Raw genomic sequence first — 12,013 nt, 5'->3', positions numbered from 1 at the left:
ATGAATGATGCCGATTCAGATCAACTGAACCTATGGGAAAATTTCTTTGGACAGTAGTGAATGGCCGGTACTATGCTTGGTGCAGTCCGTCATAAGGGATTTATCCCTTGGGACGATGATTTGGATATCGGTATGCCGAGGGCTGATTATGATTTGTTGATGTCTCATTCCAAGGAATGGCTTCCCAAGCCTTATGAGGCTGTCTGCGCAGAAAATGATCCGAATTATCCATTACCTTTTGCCAAGATACAAGATGCGGATACGACTCTTATCGAGCGTATGCATTTGAAATACTTGGGAGGTATCTACTTGGACGTATTTCCATTGGACGGTGTACCGCAAAGCAACCTGAAACAGAGGATTCATTTTGCCCGGTATGAATTTTACAAGCGGGTGCTCTATTTTATCTACCGCGACCCTTATAAACATGGAAAAGGTCCCGGCTCATGGTTGCCGCTGCTGTGCCGGAGACTTTTTACTACTGCCGGCGTACAGAGGAGTATCAGAAATGTGATGACCACCTATGACTTTGACAAGTCTTCTTTAGTCTGTGATTATGACGACGGTATGCGCGGTATTATGCCCAAGGCAGAGCTGGGAGCTCCGACTCCCGTTTCGTTTGAGGGCGAAACAGTGTGGGGAGTACAAGATTATGACGCCTATCTGACCCGAAAATATGGAGACTACATGGTTATACCGAAACAAAGCGGGCAGAGACAGCATAATTTCCACTATTTGGATTTGGATAAGCCCTATTCTTCACAAGAAAGTTCCAATTCTATTTTATAATTTTGCTCTTTTAGGGAAATGTTAGACAAATGTTTTTTTCCAAAATTTCCATAAGGGACCGAAATCTTTGGTTAATAAATAAAATATGGCTTTTAGGCGGCCGCGTATTAGGCTTATTTTGAATCTATTTCCTGTTTTGAAAGTTCCTATCTTTTGGGATTTGAAATCTTTTCCTTTGTAAGTGAAAACTTTGCGGAATGTGGATGAAGTCATGCCCCATTTTAATAGAAATTGCATTTGACCACAATTCTTGCGTATGCGGGTAGTTGATTTTGTTTCAAAATGATAGATGCGACTGGCTTGTAGCCCTTTCATGAATCTGACTCCACACATATATAATTTTGCGGTGAAATCTGGGTCGCTGTACATTCCGGGTGAGTATTCTATACTATAACCGCCTACTAAATCCCAAATGTCCCGGTGTACGATATTGGGAGGAATGGTAGCTCCCATCCAGTCGTTTATTTTGTAGTTCATGTATTCTTTCAGTAATTTATCTTCTTGAAAAGTTTCGATACTGTCTCCATAATTGGCTAAGATGGTTGATGCGCTTTGTGTATGTGGTTGTATTGATGTAGCTGAAAGAAAGAAATAATTGTCAGACAGTTTTTCTATTTCGTCATAGAGAACCTTGTCCCAAAAAGGGAGTACATACATATCATCATTCAAAAATAGAATATAATCAGTTTTGACTTTAGTGCGCATCATATTCATAGCAAAACATACTCCGATATTCTGCTCAGAATGTGTGTAATCAATACCTGCTTTTTTTATCCACTCTAAGGTTCCGTCACTTCCATCGTTTACGTGTACAATGATTTGGTGATTGTAGTAAGAGTTTCTTTGGATACTTTGTATGCATAGTTTTAGGAAAGCAAGGTTATTCCATGTAGGTATAACGATTGAAAATAATCTGTTTTGAGATTTTATAGCTGTCATCTTTTGCTAATTGAGAAAATAAGTACAAAGATATTTATATAAATGGAGTTTTTGATTATAATTACTTGAAAACATTTATATTTTATAATATGCAAAAACAATATTGGTGTGAAATATACTGTTTTATGAGTGATATATAATACCTCTAGATTTCTTGTAGACAATAGTTTGGACTTGGATTGAATTTTTATGTTTGTGTTTTGTGTAGGCTGATGTTCTATATTGTATGATTAGCCTATATCGCTATTTGCGAAACTTGAATTAAGTTATTACTTTTGTGCCGAATCAGCAATTCTAATAAATTTGTTATGACCAAATTCTTAATTATCCGTTTCAGTTCGATAGGGGATATTATCCAGTGTATGGGAATTATCGGTGGAATACGTGAACGGTTTGCAGATGTGGAAATTCATTGGATTACCCGGAAAGATATGGTGGGGACCTTGTCGATGGATGGCAGGATTGATAAAATCTGGGCGTTTGACAAGGAGACCGGACTTGCCGGGTTGTTGAAAATGGCGGCTGATTTGAGAAAAGAGCATTTCGACTACATTTATGACGCTCATAGTAATATCCGTTCCAACATATTGAAGCTGATAGTATCTCCATTGCCTTTTGTGAAACCTTACGTTGCTTTGCGGAGCAAAGAGAGAGGCAAACGCTTTTTGTTGTTTAAACTGGGAATCAATCATTTCGACAAGCCTTTCAGGGGGATGGTGTCTTTTCAGAAACCATTGAAGAAATGGGGAATTACGCATTTTCCGGACAACTATCACGACTGGCATTTCCCGGATGAAATACGTAGCAAGTATGAGAACTTTGTAACCAAAGATATGATTACGCTGGTGCCGTCTGCCAACTGGGAAATGAAACGCTGGCCCGTTTCCTATTGGAAAGAATTGGTTGCCCTTCTTCCTGAGTATAAATTTGTTATTCTGGCTGGTCCGAAGGATACTTTCTGTGAGGAAATCAGAAGTGCTGCACCGGAACGGGTAGTTAACCTTGCGGGACAAACCTCATTGATGGAATCTTCTTACATAGTGTTGCGTTCCAATCTGGTAATCAGCGCTGATACGGGTTTTATGCATGCCGCTGATTTGTTCCGTGTTCCTGCTTTTGCCTTGATGGGACCTACGGCCTTCGGTTTCCCTACGGGACCTACGGTGGAAATACTCGAAACAGCCCTGCCTTGCCGTCCGTGCACCAAAGACGGACGGGGTAAATGCAGGCTAGCTGTTTATCAGAAGTGTATGGTGGATATTACCCCCCAACAAGTCGCTGAAAAGATTATTGCTTCTCTTGGTTGATGGCGCCTATCGTCTTTGTAGTGGAATAACCGTCTACGAAGGGGATAGTTACTGTTTCTTGGGCGTACTCCCTGCCTACAATGTTTTCTATGGCATAGTCGCCACCTTTTACCAACACGTCCGGCGCTACTGTCCTGATGAGGTTCAGCGGGGTGTCTTCCGTAAAAATCACTACGTAGTCCACTGCTTCCAAGGCTGCCAGGACTGTGGAGCGGGCGCTTTCATCATTGATGGGGCGCGATTCCCCTTTCAAACGTTTTACTGAGCTGTCCGAATTCAATCCTACGATAAGTACGTCCCCCAGTCTTTTGGCCTTTTCCAGATAGCACACGTGTCCTTTGTGCAGAATGTCGAAGCAGCCGTTTGTGAATATGATTTTGCGCTCCTGCGCACGCAGTTGTTTTATAGTATCTGCAAGTTGGGGAATAGGAATAAGTTTGCTGGCCGGTTTCCCGATTTGTAGCTCGTCCTGCAACTCTTTGAACAGAATGGGGCTGGTGCCTATTTTCCCGACTACAATGCCGGCCGCTTTATTGGCAAGATAAATGGCATCTGCAATAGGGATACCGGCTGCCAGCGCAGCTGCTAAAGTTGCCACGACAGTATCGCCTGCACCTGAAACGTCATATACTTCCCTCGCTTCGGTAGGAATGTCCTGCGAGGCATCGGGAGCTATGTATGACATGCCTTTTTCGGAACGTGTCACTAATAGAGAAGTAAGGTTATACTCCTTCAGTATCCGGTCTGCTGCGCTATGGATTTCTTTATCCTCATTTCTCACATCCACTCCCGAAACAGCCGAAAGCTCTTTCAGGTTGGGGGTGATGATGGTTGCGGAACGGTATTTCTCCCAATTTGTCCCTTTGGGGTCTATAATGACCTTCTTCCCTTGCCCGGCAGAGGCGGATATAACCTGCTGGCATACTGTATCATTGCATACTCCCTTGCCATAATCCGAAATCACGACAATGTCCACTTCGGGGAGTGCACGCTTCACGGCATCCAGCAGTTTCTGCTCAGTCTCTTCGTTCAGGCATTCATTTTCTGTTTCAAAGTCCAGCCGTACTACTTGCTGGCTGTTGCCTATTACGCGGGTTTTGGTGATGGTTGGGTGTTCTGTATGAAACAGTTCGTTTCTGATACCCAAATCAGCGAACATCTCCTGCATTGTGTTTCCGTTGTGGTCGTTGCCAAGCAGGCTGACGACATACGGCGAGCAACCCAGTCCCAACAGATTTCTTGCAACATTGGCCGCTCCTCCCAATACATTGTAGGTACGGGTGACACGGACCACTGGTACGGGGGCTTCGGGAGAAATCCTTTTCACGTCCCCTATGTGGTAAGTATCCAGCATCACGTCTCCGATGACAAGCACCTTCTTTCCCTTTATACTGTTTAATTCTGCGTTCATAATAGGTTGTTTTTTAATTGGTTTGCCCAGTATATAAGCGGATGTTCCTCTGTGACCCGGAAAGACTTGACACCGCTTCGTTCGCCGCATTCCGTATCCGACTTCTTGTCTCCGAACATATAGGATTGGGACGGGTCGATGTCATACTTCTTCATCGCTTCCGTCACCATGAAAGGAGAAGGCTTACGGCATTCGCAATGTTCTTCCGGAGCGTGAGGGCAAGTATAGAAATCGTTCAGTATAACTCCATGTTTTTCCAGCTCTTGGGCGAGTGCCCGGTTGAACTGTTCGGCGTCCTCCAGTGTAAAGTAGCCACGTCCAATACCGGATTGGTTCGTGATGACAATCAGCAGATAACCCAATTCCTGAAAAATGCGGAGTGCTTCGGCTACACCGGGCAATAATTCAAGCTCTTGGGTCTTGTAAACGTAGCCGAAATCAACATTGATGGTACCGTCCCGATCAAGGAAAATCGCTTTATTCATGGGAGAACAGTTTATTGTCAACGATGCCGCACAAGATATGTCCGATGGTAATGTGCACTTCTTGAATCCTGGCAGATTCGGCGTGCTGTATAATCAACGGGTAATTGCAAAGTTCCTTGCACCTTCCTCCATCCCTTCCCAGGAGCCCTATGGTGGTGATGCCCATAGATTGTGCCTTCTGCAAGGCATGCTCTACGTTGGGAGAGTTGCCGCTGGTAGAAAGGCCTATCAGAATATCACCTTTCGTTCCCAAGGCTGCTGTCTGCCGTTCGAAGACGCGGTCGAAGCCATAATCATTGCTGACTGCGGTCAGGATGGAAGTGTCGGTTGTCATGGCGATGGCGGGCAGGCCTTCCCGTTCGGTCACGAAACGTCCGACGAGTTCGGCGGCGATATGCTGGGCATCGGCTGCACTGCCGCCGTTACCGCAAAGCAAGACTTTGTGCCCTTGTCGAAGGGCTTGTACTATCAGATTGCCGACAGTTTCGATGTCGGCAAGCATTTGCCGGTTGTTCAGGATATTTTCTTTGAGCCTGATACCTTCTTGGATGGACTGGGTGATATAATCTTGCATAATTTTCTAATCTCGTTGGTACAAAGATACGACATTTCAGAAATGAAGCTTGCTTTTGACGAAATTTTTAAATTGTCTTTGCTTTCTCCATTTCAGTCTGCTGAAGAGAGTGAAGAATATGCATTCTTCAATATCGAATCCTCTTTGCTCGGCATATAGAGGTATTATTTTCATGAAGTCATCGGCGGGAATACCCAGTTGGCTGAAGGCATTCATGGACATTCTGATACCGGGTACTTTACCGAGCTTCAGGCGGTTGATGTCAATGAGGGCGAAGTGATATTTGCCGTTTGTCTTCCGGTAAAATATATTCTTGGGATTATAGTCCAGTGGCAAGACCTTGTTCAGATGTAATTGGAGAGTGAAGTCTACGAGGTCATGTCTTAGCCGTTTTTTCTCTTCTTCCTCCATTTCCGTACCGAACATATCCGTAACAAGCGGGTAGGGGAGGTATTCGGAAATAAAGTATCCGGTGTGGAAGAAACCATTCTTTTTGATTTCTATATAAGCTACCGGAGGGGCGGTCTCTATTCCCCGTTGCAGAAAAAGTTCTGCATATTCAAAGGCGCGCTGCGCTTTGCTTTTGCGGAACCAAGTGTAAATGAGGCAGTTTATGAGGGCAGGTCTTTTGTATTTCTTGATTACGAAGTCCTTGTCTCCGAACCGCACTCTTTCGACTGTGTTCCTTCGGTTACAATAAACCTCTTCCCGTTCATATTCTTCCGATGGGATGGCTCGGATATAACTCTCGTAGGCGGCATAGTGCGGATGAATATGTACCTTCATTGCTTTTATTTACATTTTACTTCTTTTGAACGGTGCAAAGATAGTGCAAACCGAAAGCAGAACAAAATGAACTTGTTCATTTTTTATTTTGAGGTGCCGCCTATCTTCGCTTTTGAGCAAAGATAATCAAAATGTATCATCTGGTCGGAAATATCGTATGCTTTTTTAGCGAACTCGGCTTCTGCCGGGGTGGGCTCTTCACCTACCACCTCCATTTGGGGGCTGATGGCGAATCCTTTCTTGCATGGGTCGAGGATGCTTTGGCCCAATCCGCTCCAGTAGTAATCATCCAGTTGGAGCAGGTTCAGTAAGGTGGGGTACATATCGATTTGTCCCATCACTTTATCATAACGCATGCCTACCGGAGAGTTTACTATGATGAAAGGGGTGAATGTCTTGTCGGATACGATACCCTTGCCACCGGGGGCGTTACACAATTCTTCACGGTAGGTAGCCAGTCCTTCGTGGTCACCGGTGATGACGATAAGGGTCTCGTCGTATTGTGGGAGTGTTTTCAAGTACTCCACGAATTTTCCTATCGCCTTGTCCGTATAGCGTGCAGTGGTCATATAGTCATTCATTTTCTGTGGAATGGCCGGAGAGAAATGAATCTCTTTCAATTCTTCAGGCAATTTGAAGGGAGCATGGCCGGAGTAGGTCACCAGCTGCATGTAAACATTCTCCCCCTTCTTCCAGATTTCCCCCTTCTCTATTTTTTGGCGGCATTGCGCCAGGAAGGAGCCGTCTCCGGTACGTTTGTGCGTGCCAAAGGCCTCTGTCAGTTCAAAGTCATGATAAGCAATGATGGTGTCGGTCCCGAAACTGTAGGCTATGACGCCTTGGTTCCAGGTCGATACTTTATCAATGGTCAGGAGGTAGTTGCGCGAGTTCTTCTGCTGATGCATGGCTTTTTGCAGGGTTCCGTAGGTGTGGTCAGGATATTGGCTGCTGTATGTGCCGCTGTTGATAGGCAGCATACCGGCGCAAAGCAACAGCTGTGCATCAATGGAACGTCCTCCTTTCACTTGCGTCAGTACGTGGGGAGCGTATAAGGTGGTGGAGTCTTGCAGCAGTTTGTTGAGATATGGAGTAATCTCTTGCCTTTCCACTTCCCTTTCGAGTACCCAGCTTTCCAAAGATTCTGCCAGGATGACGATGCAGTTGTTGCGGATTCCGATACGTCCGGCCAAAGGGTGATGTCCGGGTTTCTGGCTCAGCCACTCCTTTATCTCTTGCTGTATCTGTGGGGTGGCCTCCTGCTTCTGGTTGATGAGGTCATAGCATAGGCTTCCGAAGACGGTATACATGGAAGTGGTGCTTGCACACAGATAGGCTTTCTGGCGGACGGTGTTGTATGCTTCCTTGAATCCTCCTTTGGCCAGGGTGGTGATGGTAAACAGCAGAATACCGATTCCCAAAGCTCCTCCGTAATACTTGTATGATGTTCTTCCGGCGGTATTTCTTTTGTAATGCCAATAAAGGGGGATACTGGCAATGGTAGATAGAGGGAAGAAGATGTCGTACCAGCGGAAGGAGTCGTAAACGCTTCCGGTGAAATCGGCGAGGTTTCCAGAAAGTCCATAGCTGTTAAGTGGGATGGCAGTATAGTAGGTGCGGAAATACATCAGGTTGACAATCAGTAGTATATCCAGCAAAAGCATGATGACTATCTCTGTTTTCCAGAGCCGGAAGAACTTATAGGGGACGAGAAGTACGAGGGTGGCTATTATTTTGGTCGCATAAAATTCGATGGTAGAGAATGAAGCGAATGTGGTGGGTATGCTCCAGATGAAATCGAATAGCAGGAATTTGAAAAAAATGGTGATTCCGAACAAAAGAGTCACTTTATCTGTTGCCCCTTGTTGGCTGTTGGAGCAATGAAAAAGATTTCTTCTCATAAAATAGTATTTTTAAAATATTGGGGTGCAAAGATAGATATTTTAGAGAAGAAAAAGCTTCATAAACAGCAACTTTTGGAGAAAAGTTGATAAAAGTCATTTTTTTTTCTGGATTGATGCAGTATATGCAGAATTCTTGTATTTACTTTGCAGACGTTTAAAGCAAAGAAAGCAAAACTGTTACAAACTAAGGGCTGGATTTTATTGTTCTATTGGTAATTTGAGGTGACGATTGTGTCGTTGCCGTGATATTTTGAGTGTATGAAGAAGCATTATTTATTTTTCGTTTCGGTAGCCTATTCCTATCCTATACTTCGCCCGCTTCAGGACGAAATCAGGCGTAGAGGGGATGAGGTCGCATGGTTTGTTGAACCAGACTGCCCGGTTCTGTTGGATCAAGATGAGAGGTGGCTTCAATCTGTTCAGGAAGTGATGGATTATCAGCCTATTGCCGTGTTTGCGCCGGGCAACTATATTTATGATTTCTTCCCGGGAGTGAAAGTTTCCCTTTTTCATGGCTACCCCATCAATAAGCGTGGCGATGAAAAGGACGACCATTTTTCTGTCCGCGGATGGTTCGATGTCTATTGCACGCAAGGAGAAACGAGCACTCTTCCTTTCAAGGAGCTTGAGAGGAAATACGGCTTCTTTAAGGTATACGAAACTGGCTGGTGCAAGGCGGATACTTTCGTGAAGGAACGTGCACATACTCCTCATAATGCACGTCCGGTAGTTTTGTACTCTTCTACGTTTACAAAAAATATAACTTCTGCTCCTCATCTGTTTGATACCATCAAGAGACTGGTGCGCGAGAAGAACTGGGATTGGATTATTTCGTTCCATCCGAAATTTTCGGATATGGAAGTCCTCAAGAAATACAAGGAACTGGCCGCTTCCTGTCCCAACATTACTTTCCACGAGGGTGGACTTGTTGATGCCAAGCTGCTAAACAGTGCAGATGTGTTGTTGTCCGATGCTTCGTCTGTGATTGTTGAGGCGATGATGTTGGACAAGCCGGTTGTGACCTATTGTAACACCATGCCAGGGGATCATTTGCTGAATGTCACTGAGACGGATGCTGTAGAAGGAGCTATTGAAAAGGCCATTTCCCGTCCGGCAGAACTGATGGAGCGGATGCGTGCTTATGTGCACAAGCATGAAGCCCATCTGGACGGTGAGTCCTCTTCACGGGTACTGGATGCCGTAAACAACTACATCTGGTATTTTCAGGGTAAGACCAGAACCAAGCCCTGGAATCTGGTGCGTAAGTTTAAATTGCGATGGCGGGTGGGCTATCCGTTGATGGCCACTTTGCGGTTGTGGTAATTGTCATAGCTTATGGAGAACACTGAGACACTACCTCTGATAAGTATTATTGTACCGGTCTATAATGTAAAGAATTACTTGGAGAAATGCCTGCAATCCATTTGCGGGCAGACTTATAAGAATCTGGAAATAATATTGATTGACGACGGCTCTTCCGATGGTTCGGGAGAGCTTTGTGATTTATTTGCCCAAAGGGATGGGCGGATAAAGGTTATCCACCAGACGAATGCAGGTCAGAGTGCAGCCAGAAACAGAGGTTTGGCGGTAGCTCAAGGTGAACTCCTTGGTTTCGTGGATAGCGACGACTGGATTGAACCGGATATGTACGAATTCTTGTATCACTTACTGAAAGAGAATGGGGCGGATATATCCATTTGCTCGCATTATATAGAAACTGCCGTAAAGACCAGAGTGAAGCACTCTTCTGGGCAATTCTCCAGCTTTTCTCGTGAAGAAGCTATCCGAACATTGGTAGAAGATAAGCGTATAAGAAATTATATGTGGGATAAGTTGTATAAGCGTCAATTATTTGCTGGAATATATTTTCCGGTAAATAGAGTTTTTGAAGATATTGCAGTTTCTTATCAGATATTTTATAAAACGCAGAAAGTCGTTATGCAAGACTGTCCTAAATATCATTATTTGAAACGTGAAGGAAGTACTACTCAAGGTAAATTGTATAATTACGAAAAGGAATATCTGCTCTTTCAAACTGTCTATGAACAAGTGAAATTTGTGCGAGAAAAAGAAATATGGGATAAAGCTCCTTATTGTGTACATGAACGGGGAATTCATTTGATTGACCATTTGATGATGCTTCCTCAATCTTCTTTGATAGATGATGTTATCAATGATGTATTAGCCAGAATGCAGGAGTTTGATAATGTGTCGTGGCCGCAATTGGATGTTATGCATATATTTAAGCGCCGTATGATGTATTGTCATCTAAAGGTTTATAGATGTATTTACCGTTTAGTGAGGACATTCTTCAAATCTAAACGGTATAAATTCCAAACATTATAACTTTAATTGAATCTCAATAATGAATAAAGCAAGGGTTATAGCTTTTTATCTACCTCAATTTCATCCAATACCAGAAAACGACAGATGGTGGATGAAAGGTTTTACGGAATGGACTAATGTAGGAAAAGCACGTCCATTGTTTCCAGGACATTATCAGCCTAAGGTGCCGGCAGATTTGGGATATTATGATTTGCGAGTGCCGGAAACACGTAAGGCGCAAGCTGACATGGCAAAAGAATATGGTATCGAAGGCTTTTGTTACTGGCATTATTGGTTTGGAAATGGAAAGAGACTCTTAGAGCGCCCGTTTAATGAAGTATTGTCTTCTGATGAACCGGATTTTCCTTTTTGTCTGGCTTGGGCTAATGAGTCATGGAGGGGCTTTTATCACGGCATAAAGAGCAAAGATACTTTGATAAATCAGCTTTATCCGGGAGAACAAGATTATATAGCTCATTTCCACGAGGTATTACCTGCTTTTAAAGACCATCGCTATATTACAGTGGATGAGAAACCGTTGTTTATGGTTTATCATCCTTTGGATCATCCGGAGATGAAAGAGTTCATTGAACTCTGGCGTACTTTAGCTGTGCAGAATGGCTTGAAGGGGGTTTATTTCATAGGACAAACCTATCATTTGAAAGAAGAAAAAGAGAGACTTATGAAAATGGGGTTTGATGCTATTAATGTTGTACGCTTGTTTGACTTTGAGAAGAAAGCTGCTCTGACTTATAAATATGCGAAATGGAAACATAAAATATTTCGTATTCCTAAGGTTGTGGAGTATAAGAAGGCCAGTTCTTTCTTTGTAGGTGATGAAGAATATGAAGAGAATATTATACCTACCATTATTCCTAACTGGGATCATTCTCCACGTTCCCGTGGTAAATCGTTGGTCTTGAATCACGCTGAACCTTCTTATTTTGCCCGACATATGAAAGAAGCGATAAAGCGTATTGAGAATAAGCCTTTAGACCATCGGCTTGCATTTGTAAAATCATGGAATGAATGGGCTGAAGGGAACTATCTGGAACCGGATTTACATTATGGAAAACGTTATCTGGAAGTGATAAAAAAGAATGTTGTAGAGGGATGATTTCTATGGAAGAAAAGATAGCAATTGTTATTCCGGCATATAAGTGCCGCTTCCTCCGACAGACATTGGATTCTATTGTCGTACAGACTTGTCGGAGTTTTACTGTTTACATAGGTGATGATGCAAGTCCTCAGAATCTGAAGGAAATTGTTTCTGATTATGCGGATAAAATGAATATTGTCTATCGACGTTTTGATACTAATCTGGGTGGAGTGGATTTGCCGGGGCATTGGGACCGTTGTATAGCACTTGCAAAAGAACCGGTTGTTTGGTTCTTTTCAGATGATGATTTGATGCCGCAGGACGGGGTAGAGCGTATTATAGGGACTGTCGTTAAATTCCGTCATTATGAGTCAATCGGCAGACTGTCCCGGTAATT

The 12,013-nt window shown here is 43.6% G+C and carries 10 protein-coding genes and 2 pseudogenes; 6 read left to right on the top strand and 6 right to left on the bottom strand.

The window, feature by feature from the left end; genetic code table 11:
• Nucleotides 1-60: 60 nt before the first annotated feature.
• A pseudogene (locus tag DWY55_RS21075) lies at nt 61-789 on the top strand (phosphorylcholine transferase LicD); the annotation flags it as partial.
• 21 nt (nt 790-810) lie between these two features.
• Here the strand turns inward: DWY55_RS21075 and DWY55_RS21070 are convergent.
• Complete coding sequence (locus tag DWY55_RS21070; RefSeq protein WP_005825959.1) at nt 811-1,728, bottom strand: glycosyltransferase family 2 protein; 918 nt, start codon at nt 1,726-1,728, stop codon at nt 811-813.
• 308 nt (nt 1,729-2,036) lie between these two features.
• Between DWY55_RS21070 and DWY55_RS21065 the strand changes: the two genes are divergently transcribed.
• Complete coding sequence (locus DWY55_RS21065) at nt 2,037-3,035, top strand: glycosyltransferase family 9 protein (RefSeq protein WP_008662059.1); 999 nt, start codon at nt 2,037-2,039, stop codon at nt 3,033-3,035.
• Here DWY55_RS21065 and hldE read toward each other — a convergent pair.
• The 5 genes from hldE to DWY55_RS21040 form a co-directional block, all read right to left on the bottom strand.
• Nucleotides 3,016-4,446, bottom strand: a complete 1,431-nt coding sequence (gene hldE / locus DWY55_RS21060; protein WP_008662058.1) for a bifunctional D-glycero-beta-D-manno-heptose-7-phosphate kinase/D-glycero-beta-D-manno-heptose 1-phosphate adenylyltransferase HldE — start codon at nt 4,444-4,446, stop codon at nt 3,016-3,018. The two genes, DWY55_RS21065 and hldE, sit on opposite strands and share 20 nt — an antisense overlap.
• Entirely contained in the window at nt 4,443-4,931 is a 489-nt protein-coding gene (locus tag DWY55_RS21055; protein WP_008662057.1) for a D-glycero-alpha-D-manno-heptose-1,7-bisphosphate 7-phosphatase, read from the bottom strand. The genes hldE and DWY55_RS21055 overlap by 4 nt, the downstream gene beginning before the upstream one ends.
• Nucleotides 4,924-5,505 carry a D-sedoheptulose 7-phosphate isomerase gene (gene gmhA, locus DWY55_RS21050; RefSeq protein ID WP_008662056.1) on the bottom strand — a complete coding sequence of 194 codons (582 nt, stop codon included), beginning with the start codon at nt 5,503-5,505 and terminating at the stop codon, nt 4,924-4,926. The genes DWY55_RS21055 and gmhA overlap by 8 nt, the downstream gene beginning before the upstream one ends.
• A 36-nt stretch (nt 5,506-5,541) precedes the next feature.
• Complete coding sequence (locus DWY55_RS21045; protein ID WP_005825949.1) at nt 5,542-6,291, bottom strand: lipopolysaccharide kinase InaA family protein; 750 nt, start codon at nt 6,289-6,291, stop codon at nt 5,542-5,544.
• Between the two features lie 83 nt (nt 6,292-6,374).
• Nucleotides 6,375-8,189 carry an LTA synthase family protein gene (locus DWY55_RS21040; RefSeq protein ID WP_008662055.1) on the bottom strand — a complete coding sequence of 605 codons (1,815 nt, stop codon included), beginning with the start codon at nt 8,187-8,189 and terminating at the stop codon, nt 6,375-6,377.
• A gap of 261 nt (nt 8,190-8,450) precedes the next feature.
• Here DWY55_RS21040 and DWY55_RS21035 point away from each other — a divergent pair, with 261 nt between their 5' ends.
• The 4 genes and pseudogenes from DWY55_RS21035 to DWY55_RS21020 all read left to right on the top strand — a co-directional run.
• Nucleotides 8,451-9,515, top strand: coding sequence for a CDP-glycerol glycerophosphotransferase family protein (locus DWY55_RS21035; protein WP_005825943.1), 1,065 nt, complete (start codon nt 8,451-8,453; stop codon nt 9,513-9,515).
• 12 nt (nt 9,516-9,527) lie between these two features.
• Nucleotides 9,528-10,538, top strand: coding sequence for a glycosyltransferase family 2 protein (locus DWY55_RS21030; protein WP_005825941.1), 1,011 nt, complete (start codon nt 9,528-9,530; stop codon nt 10,536-10,538).
• 19 nt (nt 10,539-10,557) lie between these two features.
• Entirely contained in the window at nt 10,558-11,634 is a 1,077-nt protein-coding gene (locus tag DWY55_RS21025; protein ID WP_005825939.1) for a glycoside hydrolase family 99-like domain-containing protein, read from the top strand.
• Nucleotides 11,635-11,639: 5 nt separating this feature from the next.
• Nucleotides 11,640-11,957: pseudogene (locus DWY55_RS21020) on the top strand (glycosyltransferase family 2 protein); the annotation flags it as partial.
• Nucleotides 11,958-12,013 lie beyond the last annotated feature (56 nt).

Source organism: Bacteroides sp. AF25-38AC (genome assembly GCF_003602995.1).
In the GTDB taxonomy this organism is placed as follows: Bacteria; Bacteroidota; Bacteroidia; order Bacteroidales; family Bacteroidaceae; genus Bacteroides; species Bacteroides uniformis.
Note: the sequence above shows the minus strand (reverse complement) of the source record. Positions and strands in the feature narration are given on the sequence as shown.

Bases quoted from the DNA above. Each gene is read 5' to 3' on its own strand.
- gmhA (WP_008662056.1), bottom strand. From the start codon at position 5,505: ATGCAAGATTATATCACCCAGTCCATCCAAGAAGGTATCAGGCTCAAA.
- DWY55_RS21055 (WP_008662057.1), bottom strand. From the start codon at position 4,931: ATGAATAAAGCGATTTTCCTTGATCGGGACGGTACCATCAATGTTGAT.
- DWY55_RS21035 (WP_005825943.1), top strand. From the start codon at position 8,451: ATGAAGAAGCATTATTTATTTTTCGTTTCGGTAGCCTATTCCTATCCT.
- DWY55_RS21030 (WP_005825941.1), top strand. From the start codon at position 9,528: ATGGAGAACACTGAGACACTACCTCTGATAAGTATTATTGTACCGGTC.
- DWY55_RS21045 (WP_005825949.1), bottom strand. From the start codon at position 6,291: ATGAAGGTACATATTCATCCGCACTATGCCGCCTACGAGAGTTATATC.
- DWY55_RS21025 (WP_005825939.1), top strand. From the start codon at position 10,558: ATGAATAAAGCAAGGGTTATAGCTTTTTATCTACCTCAATTTCATCCA.
- DWY55_RS21040 (WP_008662055.1), bottom strand. From the start codon at position 8,189: ATGAGAAGAAATCTTTTTCATTGCTCCAACAGCCAACAAGGGGCAACA.
- DWY55_RS21070 (WP_005825959.1), bottom strand. From the start codon at position 1,728: ATGACAGCTATAAAATCTCAAAACAGATTATTTTCAATCGTTATACCT.
- hldE (WP_008662058.1), bottom strand. From the start codon at position 4,446: ATGAACGCAGAATTAAACAGTATAAAGGGAAAGAAGGTGCTTGTCATC.
- DWY55_RS21065 (WP_008662059.1), top strand. From the start codon at position 2,037: ATGACCAAATTCTTAATTATCCGTTTCAGTTCGATAGGGGATATTATC.